General features: G+C 71.4%; 21 protein-coding genes. 9 read left to right on the top strand and 12 right to left on the bottom strand.

The features are described from left to right. Window positions 1–67 precede the first annotated feature (67 nt). The gene (locus E1202_RS21775) at window positions 68–502 is read left to right on the top strand and encodes a DoxX family protein (RefSeq protein WP_132684999.1); all 435 of its coding nucleotides are present in this window, start codon (window positions 68–70) and stop codon (window positions 500–502) included. Window position 503: 1 nt separating this feature from the next. On the opposite strand, the gene E1202_RS21770 is transcribed toward E1202_RS21775, so the two are convergent. The 6 genes from E1202_RS21770 to E1202_RS21745 all read right to left on the bottom strand — a co-directional run bounded on the left by E1202_RS21770 (window position 504) and on the right by E1202_RS21745 (window position 8,201). Further along, complete coding sequence (locus E1202_RS21770) at window positions 504–1,199, bottom strand: DUF899 domain-containing protein (RefSeq protein ID WP_132684998.1); 696 nt, start codon at window positions 1,197–1,199, stop codon at window positions 504–506. 111 nt (window positions 1,200–1,310) lie between these two features. Further along, entirely contained in the window at window positions 1,311–2,036 is a 726-nt protein-coding gene (locus E1202_RS21765) for an Rv0361 family membrane protein (protein WP_132684997.1), read from the bottom strand. A gap of 147 nt (window positions 2,037–2,183) precedes the next feature. Then, complete coding sequence (locus E1202_RS21760) at window positions 2,184–4,178, bottom strand: neutral/alkaline ceramidase (RefSeq protein WP_132684996.1); 1,995 nt, start codon at window positions 4,176–4,178, stop codon at window positions 2,184–2,186. 83 nt (window positions 4,179–4,261) lie between these two features. Then, the gene (locus E1202_RS21755; RefSeq protein WP_132684995.1) at window positions 4,262–5,020 is read right to left on the bottom strand and encodes an SDR family oxidoreductase; all 759 of its coding nucleotides are present in this window, start codon (window positions 5,018–5,020) and stop codon (window positions 4,262–4,264) included. A 21-nt stretch (window positions 5,021–5,041) separates the two neighbouring features. Then, a complete protein-coding gene (locus E1202_RS21750; RefSeq protein WP_132684994.1) occupies window positions 5,042–6,568 on the bottom strand; it encodes a class I adenylate-forming enzyme family protein in 1,527 nt (508 codons plus the stop codon). Between the two features lie 358 nt (window positions 6,569–6,926). Beyond that, window positions 6,927–8,201 carry a NupC/NupG family nucleoside CNT transporter gene (locus E1202_RS21745; protein WP_207918851.1) on the bottom strand — a complete coding sequence of 425 codons (1,275 nt, stop codon included), beginning with the start codon at window positions 8,199–8,201 and terminating at the stop codon, window positions 6,927–6,929. A gap of 315 nt (window positions 8,202–8,516) precedes the next feature. Here E1202_RS21745 and E1202_RS21740 point away from each other — a divergent pair, with 315 nt between their 5' ends. Next, a complete protein-coding gene (locus tag E1202_RS21740) occupies window positions 8,517–9,005 on the top strand; it encodes a MarR family winged helix-turn-helix transcriptional regulator (RefSeq protein WP_132684993.1) in 489 nt (162 codons plus the stop codon). 6 nt (window positions 9,006–9,011) lie between these two features. On the opposite strand, the gene E1202_RS21735 is transcribed toward E1202_RS21740, so the two are convergent. From E1202_RS21735 to E1202_RS21715, 5 genes are all read right to left on the bottom strand, one after another. After that, window positions 9,012–9,815, bottom strand: coding sequence for a siderophore-interacting protein (locus E1202_RS21735; RefSeq protein ID WP_235878828.1), 804 nt, complete (start codon window positions 9,813–9,815; stop codon window positions 9,012–9,014). 225 nt (window positions 9,816–10,040) lie between these two features. Beyond that, window positions 10,041–10,937: a terpene synthase family protein gene (locus tag E1202_RS21730; RefSeq protein WP_132684992.1), complete on the bottom strand. Its 897-nt coding sequence runs from the start codon at window positions 10,935–10,937 to the stop codon at window positions 10,041–10,043. Then, complete coding sequence (locus E1202_RS21725; RefSeq protein ID WP_165943935.1) at window positions 10,934–11,215, bottom strand: hypothetical protein; 282 nt, start codon at window positions 11,213–11,215, stop codon at window positions 10,934–10,936. The genes E1202_RS21730 and E1202_RS21725 overlap by 4 nt, the downstream gene beginning before the upstream one ends. Before the next feature lie 272 nt (window positions 11,216–11,487). Beyond that, a complete protein-coding gene (locus tag E1202_RS21720) occupies window positions 11,488–12,126 on the bottom strand; it encodes a TetR/AcrR family transcriptional regulator (protein WP_132684990.1) in 639 nt (212 codons plus the stop codon). A 72-nt stretch (window positions 12,127–12,198) separates the two neighbouring features. After that, window positions 12,199–12,960, bottom strand: coding sequence for a 3-hydroxyacyl-CoA dehydrogenase (locus E1202_RS21715; RefSeq protein WP_132684989.1), 762 nt, complete (start codon window positions 12,958–12,960; stop codon window positions 12,199–12,201). A 135-nt stretch (window positions 12,961–13,095) separates the two neighbouring features. On the opposite strand from E1202_RS21715, the gene E1202_RS21710 reads away from it, so the two are divergent. The 3 genes from E1202_RS21710 to E1202_RS21700 all read left to right on the top strand — a co-directional run bounded on the left by E1202_RS21710 (window position 13,096) and on the right by E1202_RS21700 (window position 17,292). After that, on the top strand, window positions 13,096–14,286 hold the full coding sequence (locus E1202_RS21710; RefSeq protein ID WP_132684988.1) for a thiolase family protein: 1,191 nt from the start codon (window positions 13,096–13,098) through the stop codon (window positions 14,284–14,286). A gap of 221 nt (window positions 14,287–14,507) precedes the next feature. After that, window positions 14,508–16,661: an acyl-CoA dehydrogenase gene (locus E1202_RS21705; protein WP_132684987.1), complete on the top strand. Its 2,154-nt coding sequence runs from the start codon at window positions 14,508–14,510 to the stop codon at window positions 16,659–16,661. A 118-nt stretch (window positions 16,662–16,779) separates the two neighbouring features. Continuing rightward, window positions 16,780–17,292: a pyridoxamine 5'-phosphate oxidase family protein gene (locus E1202_RS21700; protein WP_165943934.1), complete on the top strand. Its 513-nt coding sequence runs from the start codon at window positions 16,780–16,782 to the stop codon at window positions 17,290–17,292. Window positions 17,293–17,305: 13 nt separating this feature from the next. Here the strand turns inward: E1202_RS21700 and E1202_RS21695 are convergent, their stop codons facing one another. Further along, complete coding sequence (locus E1202_RS21695; RefSeq protein WP_235878826.1) at window positions 17,306–18,172, bottom strand: LysR family transcriptional regulator; 867 nt, start codon at window positions 18,170–18,172, stop codon at window positions 17,306–17,308. A gap of 98 nt (window positions 18,173–18,270) precedes the next feature. Between E1202_RS21695 and gabT the strand changes: the two genes are divergently transcribed. The 4 genes from gabT to E1202_RS21675 all read left to right on the top strand — a co-directional run bounded on the left by gabT (window position 18,271) and on the right by E1202_RS21675 (window position 24,252). Then, window positions 18,271–19,611 (top strand): 4-aminobutyrate--2-oxoglutarate transaminase, encoded by a 1,341-nt coding sequence (gabT, locus tag E1202_RS21690; protein ID WP_132684985.1) that lies wholly within the window; start codon window positions 18,271–18,273, stop codon window positions 19,609–19,611. Window positions 19,612–19,629: 18 nt separating this feature from the next. Then, window positions 19,630–21,078 (top strand): NAD-dependent succinate-semialdehyde dehydrogenase, encoded by a 1,449-nt coding sequence (locus E1202_RS21685; protein WP_132684984.1) that lies wholly within the window; start codon window positions 19,630–19,632, stop codon window positions 21,076–21,078. Window positions 21,079–21,219: 141 nt separating this feature from the next. Then, window positions 21,220–22,638, top strand: coding sequence for a PucR family transcriptional regulator (locus E1202_RS21680; protein WP_132684983.1), 1,419 nt, complete (start codon window positions 21,220–21,222; stop codon window positions 22,636–22,638). 156 nt (window positions 22,639–22,794) lie between these two features. Beyond that, the gene (locus tag E1202_RS21675) at window positions 22,795–24,252 is read left to right on the top strand and encodes a purine-cytosine permease family protein (protein WP_132684982.1); all 1,458 of its coding nucleotides are present in this window, start codon (window positions 22,795–22,797) and stop codon (window positions 24,250–24,252) included. The last annotated feature ends 10 nt before the right edge of the window (window positions 24,253–24,262 follow it).

The raw sequence follows: 24,262 nt of genomic DNA, 5'->3' as shown, positions 1-24,262 counted from the left end.
CACCTTGACATTAGGCTAGCCTAACTTAACGCTCATCGGGTGTCCGCTCGCACCTGAGGAGTCGCGAATGCCCATTCTCGACAGGAAAGCAACCGCCCTCGCGCCCTACGCCCTCGGCGCGTTCCGGATCGTCGTCGGTGCGCTGTTCGCCAGCCACGGCGCGGCATCGCTGTTCGGCGTCTTCGGCGGCGTTCAGGGAACCGGCGGCGGGACGGTGCCGTTCGGTACCTGGCCTTCGTGGTGGGCGGCGGTGATCCAGCTGGGCTGCGGGCTCCTCGTCGCCTTCGGCGTGCTGCACCGCGGCGCCGCGGTGCTCGCCTCCGGCTCGATGGCCTACGCCTACTTCATCGTGCACCAGCCCGACGGCCTGCTCCCCCTGCAGAACCAAGGGGAGCAGGCTGCGCTGTTCGCCTGGTCCTTCCTGCTCCTGGCCTTCACAGGACCCGGCGCGCTCGCCCTCGGCCGTGCGCTGCGCCGCTCACCGCGACCGGCAGCGGCGTGACTCAGGCGTCGGGCCGGCCGTAGCGCTCGGCGACGGTTTCGGAGGACTGCCAGCGACTTCCGGGGTCCTCGTCGTTCGGCCAGCCCGCCGGGGAGTCCTGCCAGGCCTCGCGGCGGCCGTAGGGCAGGGCGTCGATCAGCGCGAAGGTGTGCCCGAGCTGTTCGATGCCCCTGCCCGTGGTGTGCCAGGTGCGGTAGACGGTGTCGCCGTCGCGCAGGAAGACGTTCAGCCCGAAGCCGCCGCCGGGAGGCGCGCCGACATCGGCGCCGAAGGAGCTGTTCGCGGTCGAATACCAGGGGAAGGCGTTGCCGACGCGGCGCTTGTAGGCCACGGCCTCGTCGATCGGCCCCTGGGTGACGATGACGAACCGCGCGTCGTAGTCGCGGAGGAAGTCCAACCGGGTGAACTGCGAGGTGAACCCGGTGCAGCCGTGGCACTGCCACTTCTCCCCCGGGAACCACATGTGGTTGTACACGATCAGCTGCGAGGCGCCGTCGAAGATCTCGGCCAGCGAGACCGGTCCTGCTTCGCCTTCGAGGACGTAATCGGGCATCCGCACCATCGGCAGGCGGCGGCGCTGCGCGGCGATCGCATCGAGCTCCTTCGTCGCCGCCTTCTCGCGGGCGCGCAACGCGTCGAGCTCGCGCTGCCAGGTGTCGGCGTCCACGACGGGCGGCAGTGCGTGCGTGGTGGTCATGGTCTCTCCCACGGATGAGTGTCACGGGCGGTCACGAATGGAGACCGCGACCGCCCGTGAAACTCATCGGTGCCCGGTCGCAGCGACGACCGGGCACCGAGAAGGGACTGCTCAGGCGCAGAGCTTCCAGTCGCCGTCCTCCTTGACGAGCTTGAGGTCGGCGGCCTGCGGCGGCTGGCCGGGAACGGTGGACTCCATGGTCGCGGTGCCCGTGTCGCCGTTCTCCTGGACCGACTTGACGGTGGTCTTGACCTGCTTGAGCATCTCGAGGTCCTGCGGCTTGGCGACCTTGAGGAACTCCTCCTTCTGCTTCTGCAGCTCCTCGATCTGCGGCATCGCGCTGTTGCAGACCACCGCGCGGTAGTCGTCGGCCTTGACGCTGCGCGGGTCCTGGGTCTCCTTGGTCGACAGCGCCGCGTAGTCCTCGGCGGTCGACTGGGCGGAGCTGCCGCTGAACAGCCAGAAGGCACCGACGGCCACGACCGCGATGACGAGCGCGGAGGCCGCGACCGCGACGATCATGCCGACCTTGCTCTTCCTCGCGGGCTCCTCACCGGACTCGGTGGCCGCAGACGCCTCAGAAGCCTCAGCGGACTCGGACGACTCGTTCGACTCGGTGGTCTCGGCTGCGGGCTGAGCCTTCTCGGTCTGCTCCGCATCGGGCTCGCCCTGCTCGGCACCAGGCTGCTCGGCGCCCGACTTCTCAGCGCCGGACTCGGCGTCGCCGTGGCCGGCTGCGGAGCTCTCCGAGGGCTGCTCCACTGCCGAGGTCTCGGTCTCCTCAGCGGGCTGCTTCTCGGAGCCGCTCTGGCCGGGCTCGTTCGGCGAAGAGGTCATGAACACCTTCCTGGTTCGGACTTGTCAAGTGCTGTCCCCACGTGTACGCGACCCGAGCTCCGAGTTCCACCCGTGTCGAACTTCGGACTCCGCATTTCCCACGCTGGAACATTACGATTCGACCACGCGCGCGCTCGAACTTCGCATTCACGCCACGAGGAAATCCCGACTGCGTCCGGTGAACGGCGTGATCTCGCCCGAGGCCGCTGCTTTCCAGTCTCCGTTGTGGACGATGCGGTAGCGACCGGTCGGCACTTCCGCCGGAACGTCCCAGGTGATCGTCGCCGTGGAGGACGCGACACCGCTGCGCTTCCAATGGTACTGGGTGGACCAGTCGCGGTCGTCGGCCACCGGCACCCACCGGCTGTCCACGAGGCGCTGGACCTCGGCGTAGGTGCCGCCGCGGCGCAGGTCGTTCTTGGGGTGCCCGGTGACGAACTCGGCCGCGACCCGATCGCCCCGGCGGTAACCGCTCGCGGGCTCGGCGAGGACGTCGCCGAAGGCGCGGCCGGGAGGCGGGGCGTCGAAGACGACGCCCGGCTGGAAGTTCGGCAACGTCCCGCTCATGTCGGGCGGAACGGGACCGAGCGGGAGCTGCTCCCCCGCGCGCATCGCCGCGGCCAGCCGGGTGAACTCCTGCTGGTAGGCCGGGAGCGTGTAGCGGCCGAAGAGGGTGGAGGCTCCCTCGTACTGCTGGGAGTCGTACTCCTCGGGCGTGGTGACGTACTGGCTGTAGGCGTTGGCGTAACCCTGCAGCAGCACGTTCTCCAGCGGGACGCCGAGTTCGGCGGCAACGCTCCGGCGGATCCGCAGGCCGGCGACGATGGTGAACTCGGCGGGTCCGGCGACCAGGTAGAGCTCACCGATGCGCATCAGCTGCAACGGCAGCACCTGCGGGCACCACGGGTGCGGCTGCATCGCGCCGAAGGGCACCGCGACGGGTTTGGGCGCCTGCTCGTCGGCGAGCTCCGGCGGGACGGGTACGTCTGCTCCCCCGAGCCAGTCCAGCAGCGGGTTGCGAATTCCTTCGCCGATGGGGATTCCCGGGCCGTCCTCGGTGCTGCCGGCCAGCATCGACATCCCGATGGCCGCGGTGCAGGTGCGATGCGTCTTGCCGTCCGGGGTGAATCGTCCGTCCACAGTGACCTCGGAGAGGTCGACGTAGCACAGCGCGGAGTCGACCGGACCGCTCATCGGCTCTCGCGCGGATTCGAAAGCCCGTCGCGCGGCGCGGAATTGGCGTTCGCCGATGATCCGGGTGTTGTCGAACTCGTCGTCGGTCGGCCCGGATCCGGGCGCCAGTTCCAGGTTGGGCGACATGTCGCCGGCGTTGGTCTGGGCGAAGCAGGCCACGAACCCGGCGTCGCGCTGCTCCCAGGCGAAGGCCGCGTATCCCTTGTTGTCCGAGCTGATCAGGTGGTTCTCGTTGGTCATCGAGGTGCCGTGGGTGGCGAACCAGGTGATCGCGCCGACGTCCCGCCCGCCCTGGGAGAAGCGCAGCACCGTCACCGCCGGGTCGATCGCCTGCGGGAAGTGCCGGGTGTCCTCCGCCGGGTTGAGGTCGAAGGCGCTGCGGGAGCGGTTGACGCTGGCGTCGGTGAGTTCGGCCCGCCCGAGCGAGAGCGCGCCGGGTCGCAGGTCGTCGTGCGCCTGGCCGATCGCCTCGCTGATGCCGTCGAGGACGGCGTTGAAGACCTGCTCCTGGAAGCCCAGCGTCGCCAGGTCGTACGCGGCGTAGTGCGAGTCTCCCCCGCAGGCGGCGTGCGTGTGGGTCGCGTTGAGCAGCACGTTCTGCTCGGTGTAGAGACCGCCGTAGTTCTCGGCCAGGCGGCGCAGCACCGCCTGGTGCACCGACTGGAACAGCGCGCCCAGCTCGGCGGTCACGAACACCACGCGGTTCGCGCCGTCGTCCACGACGAACGCGCGCGCGAGCGTGCGCAGGTGGATGCCCGCGGTCTGCTGCTGCGGCATGGAGTAGCCCATCATGCCGTTCTCAGCGGCCGGACCGGTCACGTCCGCGACCCCGCGCCCGACCCGGTAGCCGGTGGCCTCCTGGCCGGACGCGGGGATGACGCCGAACATCGTGGCGGCGAGCGGTGCGACGGCGGCCGCGGCCAGCACCTGCCTCCTGGCAACGGGCATGAGCCTGCCTCTCGGTGAATGTGAAGCGAATTCACGTTCATGGATGCGGGCAGGCTACGCCGATCAACTCGGGCTGCCAAGACTCACTTCGGCGCGAAGCGCTGGCCCGCGTCCAGCCGCAGGCACTGGCCGTTGAGCATCGGGTTGTCGACGATGGCCCGCACCAGCTTCGCGTACTCCTCGGGGCGACCCATGCGCCGGGGGAACGCCGCGTCCTTGACCAGCGCGGCCTTGACGTCCTCCGGAGCTCCCTTCACCAGCCCGGTTTCGAACAGGCTCGGCGCGATGGCCAGCACGCGGATGCCCATCGACCCGAGGTCGCGGGCCATGGTCAGGCACATCCCGGCGATCGCGGCCTTGGCCGCGGTGTAGGCGACCTGCCCGACCTGACCCTCGAAAGCGGCGATCGACGAGGTGTTGATGATGACCCCGCGCTCACCGTCCTCGGGCTCGTTGTCGTTCATGTGCGCCGCCGCCAAGCGGCTGATGTTGAAGGTGCCGACCGTGTTGAGGTCCAGGATCCGGCGGAACGCGTCGAGGTCGTGCGGCCCCTGCTTGCCCAACGTGCGCTGCGCCATGCCGCCGCCGGCCGTGGTCACGGTGATGTGCAGCCCGCCCAGCTCGGCGACGGCCGCGTCGAGCGCGTGCTCGACGCCGGCGAAGTCGGTGACGTCGACCGGGTGGAACGTGCCGCCGAGCTGCGCGGCGACGTCCTGGCCCGCCGAGTCGGCGAGGTCGGCGATCGCCACCGACGCCCCCTGCGCCGCGAGCAGTTCCGCGCTGGCCCGGCCCATGCCCGAGGCTCCGCCGAACACGACCGCCTTCTTGCCGTTGATCTCCACTGGTGCTCCTCCTCGTCGAGGTCAGCGAACCCGCTCGCGGAGTTCGCGCTTGAGGACCTTGCCCGCCGTGTTGCGCGGGAGCTCGTCGACCACCAGCACCTGTCGCGGGCACTTGTAGCCGGCGAGGTGCGTCGCGCAGAACTCGCGGATCTCGCGTTCGGTGAGGTCCGGCTCGCCGTCGGCTTCGATGACGGCGACGACGCGCTCGCCCCACAGCTCGTCCGGCGCCCCGACGACGGCGGCGGCCGCAATGCGCGGGTGCTGGTGCAGGACGTCCTCGACCTCGCGGGAGTAGACGTTCTCCCCACCGGTGAGGATCATGTCCTTGCGCCGGTCGACGATGGCGAAGCGACCCTCGGCGTCCCGCCGGGCGAGATCGCCGGTGCGGAACCACCCGTCGCGGAACGCCTCCGCCGTCGCCTCGGGCCGGTTCCAGTACCCGGAGAAGACCTGATCACCGCGGATCTCCAACTCGCCGACCTCCTCGGGGCCGAGCTCGACGCCCTCGTCGTCGACGATGCGCGCGGCCGACAGCAGCATCGACCGGCCCGCCGAGGCCAGCAGTTCCGGACGTCCGGACGCTGCCGCCCGGTGCCCCTCGGGGCCGTGCGCGAGCGCGTTGCCGGCGAGTTCGGTCATGCCGAACCCGGCGCGGAGCCCGGCGTGCGGGAAGCGGTTCATCGCCTCGCGGAGCGTGGTCACCGGCATCGGCGCCGAGCCGTAGCCGATGCGGGCGATGGAGGCGGTGTCGCAGGCGCCGATGCCGGGATGGCGCAGCAGCATCTCCAGCATCGTGGGCGCGACCGTGGTGGCGGTGACCCCGTGCTGCTGCACGGCGTCGAGGAAGCCTTCGGTGCTGTAACGGCGCAGCAGCACCACGTTCTCGGCGGTCAGGTGCGCGACGAGCACGTTGTACCCGGCGATGTGGCACAGCGGCCACGGCACCAGCGTCACCGGACGCTCCTCGGTCGCGCGCGGCCAGCTCAGCACGGCGTTGACCGCGCCCGCCACGACGTTGCGGTGGGTCAGCACGGCGCCCTTGGCGCGCCCGGTGGTGCCGGAGGTGTAGATCAGCCACGCGGGCGCGTTCTCGTCGGCGCGCTCGGGTTCGGTGTCCGGTTTGCCGTCGATCAGCGCGCTGAAGGGCGTGGTGCCCGCGACGTCGTCGACGGTGACGACCGTGCGGATCGACGGCACCGCGTCGGCGGCGTGCCGCGCCGGGTCGAGGTACTTGGCCTCGGTGATCAGCGCGGTCGGCGCGGCGTCGGCGAGCTGGTCGGCGATCTCGCGCTGCGCGAGCCGGTAGTTCACCGGCAGCAGCACCATCCCGGCGAGCGGGACCGCGTAGTAGGCCAGGACGTACTCGACGTTGTTCTCGGTGAGCACGGCGATCCGGTCACCGCGCCGGGCGATGCCGGCCAGCCCGTGGGCCAGGCGGCGGATCGACGCGTGGAGCTCACCGAAGGTCCAGGTGGTGGACTCGAAGGTCAGCGCCGGAGCTCCGGGCGTTCGCCCGGCGGCCAAGGCCACCACGTCGCTGATCAGCATCGCGCCTCCCGCTCCCCACCGCGAACACCGGAGGCACCGTACCAAACAATCGCTTGGTTAGGGGATCATCGTCGGCACGGCAGCACCAGCCTCCCGAAACCCTTCCGAAGAACGCGCGGAGCGGCACCGCGTGCAGGATGACGGATTACCGCCGCAATCAGGCACCTGAACACGGCGGTAATCCGGGTGAGTCGTCCATCCACTACGACCACCGCCACCACCGGCGCACGGATTACCGCCGTAATCGGACACCCGAGAACGGCGGTAATCCGGTCACGAACCGCCGCGGCCACCGGCCACCGGCGTCGTCGGGTGACGGATTGCCGCCGCGACCGGGCGCTGACCGCGGGGATGGTGCTTAGACCAGGATTCCGGCGATGGTGGCGCTCAGGAGGTTGGCGAGGGTCGCGGCGAGGACCGCGCGGATGCCGTCCTTGGCGATCCAGCCGCGCTTGGCGGGCACGAGACCCCCGAGGCCGCCCAGCAGGATCGCCAGCGAGCCCAGGTTGGCGAAGCCGGTGAGCGCGAAGGTGACGATGGTGGCGGTCTTCTCGCTGAAGTTGCCGGCCTGAGGCCCGAAGTCGCCGAACGCCACGAACTCGTTGATCACCAGCTTCTCACCGACGAAACCGCCCGCGGCGATCGCTTCGTGCCACGGCACGCCGATCACCCACATCAGCGGCGAGAACACGTAGCCGAGGATCTGCTGCAGGGTCAGGTCCGGCAGGCCGAACAACCCACCGAGGGCACCGACGACGAGGTTCAGCAGCGCGATCAGCGAGACGAAGGCGAAGAGCATGGCGCCGACGTTGAGCGCCAGCTTGAGGCCGTCGGAGGCACCGGTGGCCGCGGCGTCGATGACGTTGCGCGGCTTCTCCTCCAACGCGGGAGCGGCCGTGCCGAAGGCGACCTTCTGGGACTCCTCCTCCTCGGCCGCCTCGTCGTCCTCGGACACCTGGGCGTCGTCGGAGCTCGGCTCGTCCTTGGGGGCCGGCATGATCAGCTTGGCCATGAGCAGACCGGCGGGGGCGGCCATGAAGCTGGCGGCGATGAGGTTCTCCAGCTTCGCGCCGAGCATGGCGTAGCCGACCATGACGGTGCCGGCCACGGTGGCCAGCCCGCCGACCATGACCGCGAAGAACTCGGACCTGTTCATGCTCGACAGGTAGGGGCGCACCAGCAGCGGCGCTTCGGTCTGGCCGAGGAAGATGTTGCCGGTCGCGTTCAGCGACTCCGCCCGCGTGGTGCCCAGTGCCCTCTGCAGCGCGCCACCGATGATGCGCACCACCCACTGCAGGACGTGCAGGTGGTAGAGCACCGCGGTCAGCGAGGACACGAAGATGATGATCGGCAGCACCTGGAAGGCAACGACCGTGCCCTCGGTGGGCATGATCGGCCCGACCAGGAAGTCGATGCCCTCCTTCGAGGACTCGATGACCTTGGTGACCCCGGCCGCGACGGTGGCGAGCACCTGCTGCCCGAGCGGCCAGCGCAGCACGACGACGGCGAAGACGATCTGGATCGCCAGCGCGCCGAGCACCGTGCGGAGGTTGATCGCGCGCCGGTCGGTCGACAGCGCCAACGCCAGCAGCAGTACGACGACCATGCCGCCGATGCCCCACAAGACCTGCACTGTTCCAGCCTTTCCTCGAACCGCCGCAGCCGTCGCGGCGCTGTTGGGTCCGGGGGATGCTCGCACGCAGACCCGCCGGCACGCACCCGGGTGGCGAGTTTGTGACTCCGCTAACGGCAGGTCAGGGGAAGGTGATCACTCCACAGTGCACACCGGCTCGACGCGGGGGACCCGGAGGGCGCCATCGGGCGGACGGCTGGATCTCACCAACCGCATGCAGAAAAGAGGCTCCTCGAGAGATATCTTTCGCTCAAGATGATTGCGTGTAAGATTGTGCGTGGAGCCGTCACCACGACGGCGAGAACGGAGAGCGCGATGAGTCCGCAGAAGGGAACGGAAGCCGTGGCCCACGAGGTCGATCTGCCCAGCGATGACGAGACCGTCACCTGGTGGGGTCTGGTCATCGAGGGCTACCACGCCACCCACAGCCTGATGATGAACGAGATCAGCCAGCGCGTGGACCTCGCCCCGGGCTCGTTCGACATCCTGATCAGACTGCTGCGCTCCCCCGGCCACCGACTGCCGATGACCCGGCTCGCCGTGGAGGCCGCGCTGAGCAGCGGTGGCTTCACCAAGGTCGCCGACCGGCTGGCCAAGGCCGACTTGATCTGCCGCGAGCCCTCGGCCGAAGACCGCCGCGTCGTCTACGCGGTGCTCACCGACCACGGCCTGGAGGTGGCCGAGGAAGCGCGCAAGGTCTGCGCCGAGATCCTGCGCGACCGCATCCTCAAGCCGCTCGGCGAGCAGCAGTCGCAGAGCCTGGCCGCCGCGATGCGCACGCTGCGCAACGCCAACGCCGCCTGATCGGGCTCAGCGAGCCGCGGCCTCGGCCTTGTTGAACTCGGCCTTCCACTCGCGGAACGCCTCCTCGGTGCGGCCGTGGCGCCAGTACCCGGAGATCGACGCCTGGTCGCGGGCCACCCCGCGCTCGCGGAACAGGTAGGGGCGGACGCGACGCATGACCTCCTGGGCCTCGCCGTGCACGAAGGCGTGCACGCGGCCCGGCAGCCACTCCAGCTCGCGCACAGCCTTCTCCAGCGCGCCGTCCTCGCCGACGTCCGAGCGGTAGATGAACACGGCCTCGCCGGCCGCGGGCAGCGCCAGGTCCGGCGCCGCGGCGGGCGAGTCGACGAGCATGACCACCCGCACCACGGCGTCGGCGGGCATCCCGACCAGCGCGGCGGAGATCGCGGGCAGCGCGGACTCGTCACCCGCGAGCAAGTGCCAGTCGGCCTCCGGGTCCGGCTTGTAGGCGCCGCCCGGCCCGTTGATGATCAACCTGTCGCCCGGCTCGGCCTTCGCGGCCCACGGACCGGCCACGCCCTGGTCGCCGTGCATGACGAAGTCGATCGCCATGGTGCCGCGCTCGACGTCCGGGAACAGCGCGGTGAAGGTGCGCACCGTGGGCATGTCCTCGGCCGGGAACGTGCCGCGCATCGCCTTGACGTCCAGCGGCTCCGGGTAGGTCACGCCCTCCTTGGGGAAGACCAGCTTGACGTAGCGGTCGGTGTGCACGCTCTCGGCGAAGGCCGACAGGTCATCACTGCGGAACCACAGTCGCCGCACCCGGGGAGTCACCATCTCGGCACCCGTCACGGTCAGGTAGGTCGCCACTCGAACTCCTCAACGCACTCACAAAGACTTAGGCCAGCCTAACTTATCCCTGCGGTAGCGCGCAGCACCTACCCGCCCCTCTCAGCGACTTCGTCGAGCGTCCACTCGCACCCCGACCTCAACCGGCCACCAGCACCTCACCTGCCCCATCCCTCGCAGGCCACCGCCGGCTCGCCGAGCGGCCTCCCCGGGGACCGAGGTCGCTCGGCGAGCGCGGAGGTCCGGCTACGCTGCCGGGGGCCGATAGCGGGCCGAGGTGTCCAGCCAGGAGGCGTGCCCTCCCGGGATGTGGCCGATGACGTCGGTGAGGTGGCCGATCCGCGCCCTCAGCTCTTCGGGCTGGTCCTCCGGCTGATCGCGGACCTCGGCGGCGGCCTCGTCGAGCTCCTTCTGCCGCTGCAGGATCTGCCGGCGGACCTCGCTGATGGCTTCGCCCTCGGTGCAGGCGTGGGCCCCGCGCAGCACCGCGACGTAGTTGGTCGGTTCCGCGTTCGCCGACTCCTTGGCCAGGGAGCGGATGTCGTTGCACCAGGCCGTGAGGTCGTTGGAGGCGGCGCAGAGCTCCTTCCACGCCTCGCTGCACACCAGCGGTTCGGGAACCTCGGTGCCGCAGGCGGATTCGAGGACGTCGAACTTGAACATGCCGTTGGTCTCCCGGCGCAGCACCGGGTACTCCTCCGGCGTGGGCAGGGTCCCCGCCGTGCGGTGGGCGACGACGCGGTACCGCCACCGCACCGACATGCCCGCCGTCGTGCGCGGCCACAGGTCGGCCATCGCCGACATCAGCGGGCTGCCGACCAGCACCGGTCGCCCCAGCATGAGAGCGGTGATCGCCGCGTAGACCTCGCGCACCGAATCCGCCGAGCGGTCGGCGTCGTCGTCCTGCTCGTCGTCGAGGTGGAACAGCACCGTGATCCACTGCGCGTAGAGCTCGACGGCCTCCGCCGGGTCGTCCGGCAGCACCATCGCCGTGACCTCGTGGAACCCGGCCCCGCGCAGCCGCCGCTCATCGGCGTCGGTGGTGATCAGACCGACGCGTGCCGCCCACCGGCACAGCCGATCGCCGATGTCGGCGACCTCCGGGTAGATGCGGTCGCGAACGGGGAGTCCGAAGTCGCTCACCGGCTCACCTCGCCCGACCGCCACAGCGCGCGCATCGCGAAAGCCGTCGTCAGGTAGCGCGATCCGAAGTAGACCTGGAACCGGCCCATCCGGTAGCAGGCGCCGGCGGCCCACGAACCGTCGGAGTCCTGCGCCTCGGCGAGCGAGAGCCGTCGCTCGTCCTGGCCCTCGTGCTCCCCGAGGTTGTCGGCGGCGAGCACGTGCGCGATGTCGAGCGAGGTCTCGCCGGTGGGAAGCTCGGCGAGGGCGCTGCGGGCGGGACCGGTCAGGGAGCTCACCGACACCGAGGTCGAACGGCTGGCCCTGCTCGTGGACAAGTCCGGTGGCCGGCAGTGGAGCCGGTCGGAGGCCGAAAGGCTGATGTCCGAATCGCTTTCGGCCGCCCGCCGAGCCGAGTACCGCCCGGGGGCGGCGGAGCGGATCGAGGAGGTGGCCCACCTCGTGGTCAACCGGGAGTTCTGAACTCCCCACCCCGGCGGGGAGAACCCCGCCACCGAGACGTGCCGGTCGCCGGGAACCGGCTCCTCCCGCGCCGATGGACCCGATGAGCTCAGCGCTGCAGTCGGGGGTGGGCGCCGACGGTCATCAGGGCGATGTCGACGTAGCGGGCCGCGATCTCCTCGGGGCTCAGCGGGCCGTCGGCGTGGTACCAGCGGGCGACCGACTGGCACATGCCCAGCAACGCCCGTGAGGTCTCCACCGGTTCGGCGATGGTGAAGGTGCCCTCGCGACTGCCGGTTTCGATGACCTCGGTGAGGACGGTCTCCACGGTCTTGCGGCGGGCGCTGTAGCGGCGCCGGTTGCTCGGCGAGAGGTACCGGGTCTCGCTGTCGAGCGCGGCCAGCCGGAACCGGTAGGTCATGTGCAGCACGATGGCTTCGATGACGTTCACGAACTGCTCGCGCGGCGACCCCGGGGCCTCGCGCGCGGCGGCGCGCACGCGCCAGGCCACGTCGCTGGTGCCCAGTTCGAGGAGGGCGACGAGCAGTCCCTCCTTGTTCTCGTGGTGGTAGTACAGCGCGGGAACGGTCATGCCGACCCGGCGAGCGATCTGGCGCACGGTCGCGCCGTGGAACCCGCTCTCGCGGAACTCGTCGACCGCGGCGTCGAGGATGGGCGTCAGTTCGAGCGGCCCGAAATCCCGCCACCCGGACGCGGCGTCCGGCTTCGCCGCACTCGCCTGAGCCATCACGTCTCTCCCTCTCCCGCCTGCGGGTGACCTTACCGGCCGGTGACCGGCGCCGGCCGGTTCGGTCGAACCTCAGCGGGGTGCCATGCGGATGGCCCCGTCCAGCCGGATGGTCTCCCCGTTGAGCATGGGGTTCTCGACGATGTGGCGCACCAGAGATCCGTACTCGCTCGGCTCGCCGAGCCGCGACGGGTGCGGGACCTGCGCGCCGAGCGAAGCGACCGCCTCCTCGGGCAGCGCTGAGAACAGCGGGGTGTGGAACAGGCCCGGGGCGATGGTCGTCACCCGGATCTTCAGGCTCGCCAGGTCCCGCGCGATGGGCAGCGTCATGCCGACGATGCCGCCCTTGGACGCGGAGTAGGCGGCTTGGCCGACCTGCCCGTCGAACGCGGCGACCGAGGCGGTGTTGACGATGACGCCCCGCTCCTCGCCGACCGGCTCGGTCCGGGACATGCGCTCGGCGGCGAGCCGGAGCACGTTGAAGGTGCCGATGAGGTTGACGTTGATGACCTTGGTGAAGTCGGCGAGCGGGAAGGCGCCCTTCTTGCCCACGGTCTTGGCGGCGTTGCCGATGCCCGCGCAGTTCACCGCGATCCGCAACGCCCCCAGGCCGTCGGCGGCATCGAGCGCCGCGGTGACCTGCTCCTCGTCGGTGACGTCGGCCGCGGCGAACACGACGCCGCCGCCCAGCTCCGCGGCCACGGCCTCGCCCTGGGAGGACGGCAGGTCGACGATGACGACCTTCGCGCCCTGACCGCGCAGCTCCTCCACCGTGGCCAGGCCCAGCCCGGACGCACCTCCGGTCACGAGCGCGACAGCACCTTCGATGTCCACTTTCCGACTCCTCACATGTCGACCGAGAACCGGAGGGCAGCATACTGAGCGAGCGCTAAGTAACCAAGCGTTCGTCGTATTGACACCCCGCGCACCCTTAGCGACCGTTAAGTGGACTTTCCGAGGAGGAGCGCCATGGACGCCGTCATCGTCGACGCGATCAGAACCCCGTCAGGCAAGGGCAAACCCGGAGGGCAGCTCTCGGGCATCCACCCCGCCGAACTGCTCACCCGCGCGCTGCGCGGACTCGTCGAGCGAACCGGCATCGACCCCGGCGAGGTCGACGACGTCATCGGCGGCTGCGTCGGCCAGGCCGGCGAGCAGGCGCTCAACATCACCCGCAACGCCGTGCTGGGAGCCGGTTTCCCGGAATCGGTGCCCGCCACGACCATCGACAGGCAGTGCGGTTCGAGCCAGCAGGCCGCGCACTTCGCCGCCCAGGGCGTCCTCGCCGGCACCTACGACGTGGTGATCGCGTGCGGTGTGGAGTCGATGAGCCGGGTGCCGATGGGCACTTCCCCGATGGGCACCGACCCCAGGGGTCCGTCGATGACCGCGCGCTACCCCGAAGGCCTGGTGAACCAAGGCGTCTCGGCGGAGTTGATCGCGGCGCGGTGGAAGTTCGGCCGCGAGGAGCTCGACGAGTTCTCCGCCCGCTCCCACGCCCGCGCCGCGCAGACCGCCGCCTCCGGCGCGTTCGAGCACGAGATCCTGCCCGTGGCGGTGACCGGCGAGGACGGCACCGAGCGCGTCGTGAGCACCGACGAGACCGTGCGCGCGTCGACCACCGCCGACGGGCTCGCGGGCCTGCGCCCCTCCTTCGCGAACGAGGAGCTGGCGAAGCGCTTCCCGGAGATCGACTGGCGGATCACGCCGGGCAACTCCTCGCCGCTGACCGACGGCGCGTCGGCGGTGCTCATCATGAGCGAGGCCAAGGCCGCGGCGCTCGGCGTGCAGCCGAAGGCCCGGTTCCACAGCTTCGCCGTCACCGGCAGCGACCCGCTGCTCATGCTCACCGGCGTCGTTCCGGCCACCCGCAAGCTGCTGGACCGCGCGGGCGTGTCGATCGACGAGATCGACGCCTACGAGGTCAACGAGGCGTTCGCCCCGGTGCCGCTGCTGTGGCAGCGCGAGTTCGACGCCGACCCGGCCCGGCTCAACCCGCGCGGTGGGGCCATCGCGCTCGGCCACCCGCTCGGCGCCTCCGGCACGAGACTGCTGACCACGCTGGTCAACCAGCTGCAGGCCACCGGCGGCCGGTACGGCCTGCAGACAATGTGCGAGGGCGGCGGCATGGCCAACGCAACCCTCGTCGAACGCCTCTGAGCACCCGTGCGGTCACCCGGCCAGGGCAGTGCCGCCCAGGCCGGGTGATCAACGGCGCCGGACCAATGAGACTTGGATCACAAGGCTTCTCGCTAGGCCACAGTGGACGGTCTCTCGCCGGTCGTCTCGCGGTCGCAGCGGGCGACAGCGGTGATGCGGTCCGCGAGATCCGATGGCTCTCCTGGGTGGGCTGGGGGCCTTTTTGAACCTAGGCTTCAGACATGTCGATCGCGATCAACGAAGATCACCGGCTGCTGGCTGAGACCGCTTCCGCTCTGCTGACGCGGCGCGACGCACGTGCTGCCGGCCGCGCGCTGCTGGAATCCGATTCGGAACCCCTTCCCGCGTTCTGGCAGGAGGCGGCCGACCTGGGCTGGTTGGGGCTGCACCTGCCCGAGGAGCACGGTGGCGCCGGGTTCGGGCTCGCGGAGACCGCGATCGTCGCCGAGCAGATGGGGCGGGCGGTGGCGCCCGGACCGTTCGCACCGACCGCGATCGCCTCGGCCGTGATCGATGCGGTCGGCGACGAGGAGACCAAGCGGCGGTTCCTGCCCGGCCTGGCCGACGGTTCGGTGCCCGCCGGTATCGCGCTCGACGCCCGGCTGGAGGTCTCCGGCGGAACCGCGTCGGGATCGGCCCCGGCGGTGCTGGGAGGCGGCCTGGCGCGGCTGGTGGTGCTGCCGGCCGGTGACGACGTCGTGGTCGTCGAGGTCGGCGACGCCGTGACCGCGGAGGTTCCGGCCAACCTGGACCCGTCCCGCCGCTCGGCTCGCGTGTCCCTGGACGGCGCCCCGGCAGCGGTCCTGGTCGGGGGCCGGCGAGCGCTGGTCGATCTGGCGCGCGTGATCCTGTCCGCCGAGGCCGTCGGCGTCGCCCGCGAGTGCACCGAGCTCGCCGCCGCCTACGCGCAGGAGCGCGAGCAGTTCGGGCGCGTGATCGGCACGTTCCAGGCGGTCAAGCACCACTGCGCGAACATGGCCGTGGCCACCGAGCTGGCCACCAGCGCCGTCTGGGACGCCGCCCGCGCGGCCGCGACAGGCGGTGACCAGCTCACCTTCGCCGCCGCGGCCGCCGCCGCGCTCGCCGCACCCGCGGCGGACCTGTGCGCCAACCTCACCACCCAGGTGCACGGCGGCATCGCCATCACCTGGGAACACGACGCGCACCTCTACGTGCGACGCGCGACGACGCTGCTCGCGACCCTGTCGGCCGACAACGCCGCCGGCGAGGTCACCGCGCTCACCCGCCAGGGCGTCACCCGGGCCCGGACCGTCGAGCTGCCGCCCGAGGCCGAGGACCTGCGCGCGGAAGTCCGCGCCATCGCCGAAGAACTGGCCGCGCTGCCCGAAGAGCGGCAGAAGGAACGGCTGATCGAGACCGGCTACGTGATGCCGCACTGGCCCGAGCCCCACGGCCGGGCTGCCGGCGCCGTCGAACAGCTCGTGGTGGAGCAGGAGTTCGCGGCGGCCGGGGTCAAGCGGCCCCACTACGGGATCACCGGCTGGGTCGTCCTCACGCTCATCCAGCACGGCACCGAGCAGCAGGTGAGCCGGTGGGTCGGCCCCGCGCTGCGCCAGGACGTCATCTGGTGCCAGCTGTTCAGCGAACCGGCCGCTGGATCCGACGCCGCCGGGATCACGACCCGCGCGACGCGCGTCGACGGCGGGTGGCTCGTCAACGGCCAGAAGGTCTGGACGAGCGGAGCGCACAAGGCGGGCAAGGGCTTCGCGACCGTGCGCACCGATCCCGAGGTGCCCAAGCACCAGGGCATCACGATGATGGTCATCGACATGCGGGCCGAGGGCGTGGACGTGCGGCCGATCAAGATGCCCTCCGGCGCCTCGGAGTTCAACGAGGTCTTCTTCCAGGACGTCTTCGTCCCCGACGAGGACGTCGTCGGTCCGGTCAACGGCGGGTGGACCGTCGCGCGGGCCACGCTCGGCAACGAGAGCGTCAGCATCGGCGGCGGTCAGGGCACCATGTCCACCCCGGCCTCGGCGATGCTCCCGCACCTCGACGCGCACCCCGACCGGCTCACCGGCGGCGCCGTCCGCGTCGGCCGGTACGCCGCCGAGCACCACGCGATGGAGATGCTCAACGTGCGTTCGGCGCACCGCGCCGTCGCCGGAGGCGAACCGGGACCCGAGGGAGCCATCACCAAGCTCGTGCTCTCCGAGCTGGGCCACGAGGCCGCGGCCATCATGAACGCCCTCAGCGGGCCCGAGGCGGTCTACCTGGACGGGCCCGGCGCGTTCAGCGGTGCGCTGGCGCTGCTGCACCGCGGGCTGTCCATCGCGGGCGGCACCAGCGAGATCAAGCGCAACCAGATCGGTGAGCGCATCCTCGGCCTGCCCCGCGATCCGCTGATCAAGTGACCATCCGCTGCCCCGGCGGAAACCCGACCGGGCGCAGCGGATTTCCAGGAACTCGGCCGCATCGGCCTGGTAGTCGGGCGTCGACGTGGAGACGCTCCAGCACGAGAAGAGGATTCGCATGGCCAACCAACGGGCGCAGGTCCAGATGACACCCGAGGAGATCTCGGCGTTCATGGCCACCCGCCGCACCGCGACGCTGGCGACGCTGGGCGCCGACGGGCACCCGCACGCCGTGGCGATGTGGTTCGCGCTCATCGACGGCGTGATCTGGTTCGAGACCAAGGCCAAGGCCCAGAAAGCGGTCAACATCGGCCGCGACCCGCGCGTCACCGTCCTGATCGAGGACGGCCTGACCTACGACGTGCTGCGCGGCGTCTCCCTGGAGGGACGCGCGGAGATCGTCGAGGACCGCGACGCTCTGTGGGCCGTCGGCGTGAGCATGTGGGAGCGCTACCACGGCCCCTACAGCGACGAGGTGAAACCGTTCGTCGAGCAGATGCTGCACAAGCGCGTCGCCGTGCGCATCGACGTCCACCGCACCCGCTCGTGGGACCACCGCAAGCTCGGTCTGGGCCCCGTGCCCCTCGGCGGTACCACCGCCGCGCACTACCCGGAATCGGCCGACCGGTAGGGAAATCGCCAGGTCAAGGACGGGGGTAGCGGGTCAGGCAGAAGGTCTCGAGGCGTTCGGCCAAGGTGCTCAACGACGCGGCCGCGTGGTGCCCGGGGTCCCACGCCGCGTGGAGGGTGATGCTGAGGTCGTCCTCTCCGGGTCGGGTGATGCGCAGGCCGTGGAGGTCGAAGCGCGGGTCGTCCGAGACGACCGCGATGCCGCGGCCCGCTGCCGCGAGCGCCTGGGCGACCTGCGCGTTGCCGCATTCGACGGGGTCCGCCAGCGCCTGTCCGCCCTCGGCCAGTGCCTGGTCGAGCAGCTGGCGCGGCCGGAAGGTCGGATCGAGCACGACCAGCGGTTGAGCGGCGAGCTCGCGGAGGTCGACGGTGTCGCGGTCGGCCCACGGGTGCTCCTGCGGCACGTAGGCCCACAGCGGCAGGACCGCCAGCGTGCGCGTGCTCCAGAGGGCCGGTGGTTGCTGGGCGACGATCGCGAGGTCCGCTCCCCGGCGCAAGCGGTCGAGGGCGTCCGGACCGCTCGACTCCTGCACGGTCGGCAGCGGGTCCTGCGGCCCGAAGGTGGCCAGGAACGGGGCGACCACGTCGGTCAGCGTGGTGGGGCTGGCCGCGATCGTCAGGTGCACGAGCCGTCCCGCCGCCAGCGACTCGGCGGCCGCGGTGGCAGCATCGGCGCGGTGCAGCACGTCGCGCACCACGGGCAGGAACCCGCGGCCGGCCGCGCTGAGCTCCAGCCTGCCCTCGCGGCGGTCGAACAGCGTCACCCGCAGCTCGCGTTCGAGCAGGCGGATCTGCCGGGACAACGCCGGTTGGGTCACGTGCACCCGCTTGGCGGCCTCGCTCACGGTTCCGGCTTCGGCGACGGCGACGAAATACCTCATGCTGCGCAGCTCCACACCTGCGAGTATGCCTGCACGTACTAGTCGGCGTGCGAAACAGGCATTCGACGGCATGGGCTCGCGTGCCGAGGATGGGGTCCATGACCGCCATTCCCGACACGGGTCTCCACCAGAACCGCCACCTCGTGACCGAGATCCCCGGTCCCCGCTCGCGCGCGCTCATGGCGCGCAAGGAAGCCGCCATCGCCCGCGGCGTCGGCACCACGATGCCGGTGTTCGCCGCGCGCGCCGCCGGCGGTGTCGTCGAGGACGTCGACGGCAACGTGCTCATCGACCTCGGCTCCGGCATCGCCGTCACGACCGTCGGGGCGAGCGCGCCCCGCGTGATCGAGGCCGTCGAGCAGCAGGTGCGCGAGTTCACCCACACCTGCTTCATGGTGACCCCCTACGAGGGCTACGTCGCCGTGGCCGAGCGGCTCAACCGGCTGGCTCCCGGGACGCACGAGAAGCGCTCGGTGCTGTTCAACTCCGGCGCCGAGGCCGTCGAGAACGCCGTGAAGATCGCCCGCGCCGCCACCGGGAGGTCGGCGGTCGCGGCCTTCGACCACGCCTACCACGGCCGCACGAACCTGACGATGGCGCTGACCGCGAAGGCGATGCCCTACAAGCACGGCTTCGGCCCGTTCGCCCCCGAGGTCTACCGCGCGCCGCTGTCCTACCCCTTCCGCGACGGCCCGGACGTCGACGGCCCGGAGGCCGCCCGCCGCGCCATCGAGGTCATCGACAAGCAGGTCGGTTCGGACAACCTCGCGGCGCTGGTCATCGAGCCGATCCAAGGCGAGGGCGGGTTCATCGTGCCCGCGCCCGGTTTCCTGCCCGCGCTGCAGCAGTGGTGCCGAAGCCGCGGCGTGGTGCTCATCGCCGACGAGGTCCAGACCGGGTTCGCCCGCACCGGTGCGATGTTCGCCAGCGAGCACGAGGACGTGGTGCCGGACCTGCTGGTCAGCGCCAAGGGCATCGCCGACGGCCTGCCGCTGGCGGCGGTCACCGGGCGCGCCGAGATCATGGACGCCGCGCACGCGGGAGGACTCGGCGGCACCTACGGCGGCAACCCGCTTGCCTGCGCGGCGGCGCTGGCCACGATCGACACGATCACCGAGGACGGGCTGATCCAGCGCGCCCGCGACATCGAAGCGCTCGCGCTCCCCCGGCTCTCGCGCATGCGTGACGCCGATCCGCGCATCGGCGACGTGCGCGGACGGGGCGCGATGCTGGCCGTGGAGCTCGTCGATCCGACGAGCTCGGCACCCGACCCCGGGCTGGCCCGCGCGGTCGCGGCCGCCGCGCACGCCCAGGGCGTGATCGTCCTGGTGTGCGGAACCCACGGCAACGTCCTGCGCTTCCTGCCGCCGCTGACGATCAGCGACGAACTGCTCCACGAGGCGTTCGACGTGCTCTCCGCCGCGTTCGCCGACCTCTGATCCTGAAAGGACGATCCCGTGCTCTCCCCCGACACCCTCGACACCGGCCGCGCGCTCCACATCGCGGGGCGGTGGCAGGCCGGTCGCGCGGGCCGGTTCGACGTCGTCGACCCCGCCACCACCGAGGTCCTGGCCACCGTCGCCAGCGGTTCGACCGACGACGCCACCGCCGCCGTCGACGCCGCCTCCGCCGCGTCCGCCTCCTGGGCGGCGACGCCTCCCCGGCAGCGCTCCGACGTGCTGCGCCGCACCTACGAGCTCATGCACCGCGACCACGAGGCCCTCACCCGGCTGATCACCGCGGAGAACGGCAAGTCCCTGGCCGACGCGCGGGCCGAGGTCACCTACGCCGCCGAGTTCTTCCGCTGGTTCGCCGAGGAAGCCGTGCGCGCGGAAGGCCGCTACTCGACCGCGCCCGCCGGAGGCGCCCGCACCCTGGTGACCTACCGGCCGGTGGGCGTGGCCGCGCTGGTCACGCCGTGGAACTTCCCCGCCGCCATGGCGACCCGCAAGATCGGGCCCGCGCTGGCCGCCGGGTGCGCCGTGGTGCTCAAGCCCGCTGCGGAGACGCCGCTGACCGCGCTGGCGATCACCCGGCTGCTGGCCGAAGCCGGTGTTCCGGACGGGGTCGTCAACCTCGTCCCGACCGATGACGCCGCCGCGGTCGTCGGCACGTGGCTGGCGGACTCCCGGGTCCGCAAGCTGTCGTTCACCGGCTCGACGCGGGTCGGCCGGTTGCTGCTGCACCAGGCCGCCGATCGGGTCGTCAACACCTCGATGGAGCTCGGCGGGAACGCACCGTTCGTCGTCACCGCCGACGCCGACCTCGACGCGGCCGTGGAAGCCGCGATGGTCGCGAAGTTCCGGGGCGGTGGGCAGGCCTGCGTGTCCGCCAACCGCTTCCACGTGCACGCCGACGTCGCCGAGGAGTTCACCGCGCGGCTCGGCAAGGAGGTCGAGGCGCTGCGCGTCGGTCCCGCCGACGACCCGGGCAACCAGATCGGCCCGCTGATCAGCGCCCAGGCCGTCGCCGACATCACCGCGCTCGTCGACGACGCGGTCGCGCGCGGTGCTCGCGTCGCCGCTCGCTCCGAGGTCCCGGACGGGCCGGGGTTCTTCCTGGCCCCGACCGTGCTCACCGACGTTCCCGCCGACGCGCGGGTCGTGCGCGAGGAGATCTTCGGGCCCGTCGCGCCCGTCGTCACCTGGCGCGAGGAGGACGAGCTGCTGCGCGCCGTCAACGACACCGAAATGGGTTTGGCCGCCTACGTCTTCGCCGGTGAGCTCCAGCGCGCCGTCGACCTGGCCGAGCACATCGACGCGGGGATGGTGGGCATCAACCGGGGCGTCGTCTCCGACCCCTCCGCCCCGTTCGGCGGCACCAAGCAGAGCGGACTGGGCCGGGAGGGGAGCCACGAAGGCCTCCACGAGTTCACCGAGACCCAGTACCTCAGCCTCGCCTGGTGAAGCCCGACTCCCGCTGAGCCCCGGCCGGATCTCCGCGGCGATCCGGCCGGGGCCGGCTCGGGCGGTTCGGGGTATAACCGGCGGATCGGGTGCTCGTGGTGGGACACCGGGCCGGTCGGTCGGAGTTGCGGAGGTTGCCGGTTGCGAGTCGACGATCTGCTGGGAACCCCCGAACTCGCGCTGGAGGTGCGGGTGCGCGGCCAGCTGGACCGGCCCATCCGCTGGGTCCACACGATCGAGGTGCGCGCCCCGGGGAGGTTCCTGCGCGGTGGCGAGGTCGTGCTCACCGCCGGCGTGTGGCGTGCGGCCGGGATCACCGCCGAGGCGTTCATCGACGACCTCGTCGAGGCCGACGTCGCCGCGGTCGGGTTCGGGATCGTGCCGCCGGAGTCCGCGGTGCCCGAGGACTTCATCGACGCCGCCCGACAACGCGGTCTGACCTGCTTCGTCGTCCCGGTCGACGTCGCGTTCCTGCAGATCGTCGAGGCGTTCGTCAACACCAAGCGGGCCGAGTGGGAGCGCCCGCTGCGACGCCACCTCGGCCAACACGACGCGATCGTCGCCGCGCTGCGCGTCCGGCGCGGCGTCGAGACGGTGCTGCGCACCCTGGCCGGTCAGCTCGGGCAGCCGGTGGCGGTGCGCGGAGGTGGCGGGCTGATCGAGGGCGAAGAGCCGCACCCGAGCCATCCGCTGCCCCTCGTCGGCGAGGGACTGGCCGACGCCGAGCTCCTGCTGCCGCGACCGATGGACGAGCTCGACGTCGAGCAGCACGCGGCCGTGGTGCAGGCGATGCCGTTCATCGCCATGGAGATCGAGCGCGTGCGGGCGGTGCGCGCCACCGAGGTCCGGTACTGCTGGGAGCTGTTCGAGTGGGTCCACAGCGCCACCGTCGACACCGCCGCCGTGCGCACCCGGCTGCACTCGCTGGGGCTGCCGCCGGACGGGCCGCTCGCGGCGGTCGTGCTGCGCAGCCGGGATCCGGCCGCGCACTCGGTGCGGTTGGGCGAGCTGCTGGCCACCGACGGCATCGCGGTGCAGCGGGGCCGCGAGGTGGCCGCCTTCGCGCACGTGCGCGGCACCGAGACCGAGCTCGCCCGCCGCGTCCACGACGCGTTCGCCGAGGCCGGCGAGGTGGTCCACGTCGGTGTCGGCAAGCCCGGCGGAGCCGGTGAGCTGCGGGTGAGCCTGCTGCAAGCCGCCCACGCCGCCGAAGCGACCTCCTCGCGAGCCGACGGCGGCTGGATGACGCACGACCAGCTGAGCAGTCCGGCGCTGCTGCTGTCGGTGCAGGACCCGGAACTGCTCACCGCCACGGCGAAGGCGCTGCTCGGCCCGGTGCTCGACCACGACGAGAGCCGCGGCGGAGACCTGCTGCCCTCGCTGGCGGTGTTCCTCGACGCCGGGGGCCGCTGGCAGGAGGCCGCGCAGCGACTGCACGTGCACATCAACACGCTCCGGCACCGGATGAGCCGGGTCGAGGAGCTGACCGGTCGCAGCCTGTCGCGCACCTCGGACCGCGTGGACCTCTACCTGGCCCTGCGCGGCCTGCACCAGGGCTGACCCGCGGATCGCACACCGGCGTTGTGCGATCGTCCAACGACACCTCTCGACTTCGGAGGATCGGTCCCTATCCGATCCCGGGTGAGGTCGACCACTCTGTGCGGGAGCCACGGCCAACGACGGCCGATGGGAGCCCTCACAGGAGGTCATGCGCTGATGCATCCGGAGACGCGGCGCGACTCGGGTATCGAGAAGCACGGGGTCGACACCATCCCGGAATCCGACCGCACCGGCCGACCGCGCGACGTCGCGGGAATCCTGCTCGGTTCCAACATGTGTCTCGGCGTGGTCATCTTCGGCTGGTTGCCCGCGTCATTCGGGCTGGAGTTCTGGCCGGCGATCGCCTCGATGGTCGCCGGAACGCTGCTGGGGACCGTGCTGGTCGCCCCGCTGGCCCTGGTGTCGTTCCGCACCGCCACCAACCTCTCGACCAGCAGCGGCGGCACGTTCGGCGTCCGGGGCCGGCTCATCGGCTCGATGATCGGGCTGCTGCTGTCGCTGGGTTACGCGGCCCTGACGGTGTGGACGGGTGGAGCGGCGATCGTCGGCCCGCTGCACCGGCTGTTCGGCCTCCCCGACGGGGGCGCCAGCTTCTCCGCCGCCTACGCGGTGCTGGCGGTGCTGTCGGTGCTCATCGCGATCTTCGGGTACCGGTTGCTCACGCGGATGAGCAAGTGGGTGGCGGCCGGGACGATGGCGCTCATGGCGCTGGGCATCGTCGCCTACGCCGGGAAGTTCAGCACGGCGCCGGTCACCGACGCCGGGTACGCGATGGGCGATTTCTGGACCACGTGGGCGCTCTCGGCTGTCGCGGCGGGGCTCAGCGGTCCGATGGCCTTCATCACGCTGCTCGGCGACTACAGCCGCTACGTCTCGCCCCGGCGCTACTCGGGCCCGTCGGTGTTCGTCGCCTCGGCGGTGGGCATGGTCCTGGGTCTGCTGGTGCCGCAGCTGTTCGGCACGTTCACCGCGTTCGCCTCCGGCGCCGCCGACGACTACGTCGGACCGCTGGTGGCGGCGGCACCGGTGTGGTTCCTGATCCCGCTGCTGCTCAACGGCGTGTTCGGCACGATCGGCAACGCCGGCGCCTTGATCTACAGCATGGGCCTGGACCTCGACGCGATCCTGCCGCCGCTGTCGCGGGTCCAGGCCACGATCCTGACCTCGGTGGCCTCGACGGCCCTGGTGTTCCTCGGCTACTTCGTGTGGGACGCCGAGGACGCGGTCACCGCCTTCGTGCTGCTGCTGACCGCCATCGGCGCTCCGTGGGCGGTGATCACGCTGATCGGCTTCCACCGCTGCCGAGGCCGCTACGACCCGGACGGGCTGCAGGTCTACAACCGGCGTTCCCGGGGCGGGCTCTACTGGTTCACGGCCGGCTGGAACCTGCGAGCCGTGGCGGCGTGGGCCATCGGCTCGACGATCGGCCTGCTGTCGGTCGACACCGCCCTGTTCCGCGGGCCGCTGATCGAGTGGACGTTCGGCCTCGACCTGAGCTTCGCGCTCGCCGCGGTGACCACCGCCGCGGCCTACCTGCTGCTGACGATCGGTTCCCCGCAACCGGTTCCGGACGCGGCGACACCAGCAGTCCCGGCCCAGGCCGCATCCGCCTGAGGCACCTGAA

It is taken from the genome of Saccharopolyspora karakumensis (assembly GCF_004349225.1).
Taxonomy (GTDB): Bacteria; Actinomycetota; Actinomycetes; order Mycobacteriales; family Pseudonocardiaceae; genus Saccharopolyspora; species Saccharopolyspora endophytica.
Note: the sequence above shows the minus strand (reverse complement) of the source record. Positions and strands in the feature narration are given on the sequence as shown.

Bases quoted from the DNA above. Each gene is read 5' to 3' on its own strand.
- E1202_RS21695 (WP_235878826.1), bottom strand. From the start codon at position 18,172: ATGAGGTATTTCGTCGCCGTCGCCGAAGCCGGAACCGTGAGCGAGGCC.
- E1202_RS21710 (WP_132684988.1), top strand. From the start codon at position 13,096: ATGGACGCCGTCATCGTCGACGCGATCAGAACCCCGTCAGGCAAGGGC.
- E1202_RS21720 (WP_132684990.1), bottom strand. From the start codon at position 12,126: ATGGCTCAGGCGAGTGCGGCGAAGCCGGACGCCGCGTCCGGGTGGCGG.
- E1202_RS21750 (WP_132684994.1), bottom strand. From the start codon at position 6,568: ATGCTGATCAGCGACGTGGTGGCCTTGGCCGCCGGGCGAACGCCCGGA.
- E1202_RS21740 (WP_132684993.1), top strand. From the start codon at position 8,517: ATGAGTCCGCAGAAGGGAACGGAAGCCGTGGCCCACGAGGTCGATCTG.
- E1202_RS21765 (WP_132684997.1), bottom strand. From the start codon at position 2,036: ATGACCTCTTCGCCGAACGAGCCCGGCCAGAGCGGCTCCGAGAAGCAG.
- E1202_RS21775 (WP_132684999.1), top strand. From the start codon at position 68: ATGCCCATTCTCGACAGGAAAGCAACCGCCCTCGCGCCCTACGCCCTC.
- E1202_RS21760 (WP_132684996.1), bottom strand. From the start codon at position 4,178: ATGCCCGTTGCCAGGAGGCAGGTGCTGGCCGCGGCCGCCGTCGCACCG.
- E1202_RS21770 (WP_132684998.1), bottom strand. From the start codon at position 1,199: ATGACCACCACGCACGCACTGCCGCCCGTCGTGGACGCCGACACCTGG.
- gabT (WP_132684985.1), top strand. From the start codon at position 18,271: ATGACCGCCATTCCCGACACGGGTCTCCACCAGAACCGCCACCTCGTG.
- E1202_RS21705 (WP_132684987.1), top strand. From the start codon at position 14,508: ATGTCGATCGCGATCAACGAAGATCACCGGCTGCTGGCTGAGACCGCT.
- E1202_RS21700 (WP_165943934.1), top strand. From the start codon at position 16,780: ATGGCCAACCAACGGGCGCAGGTCCAGATGACACCCGAGGAGATCTCG.
- E1202_RS21675 (WP_132684982.1), top strand. From the start codon at position 22,795: ATGCATCCGGAGACGCGGCGCGACTCGGGTATCGAGAAGCACGGGGTC.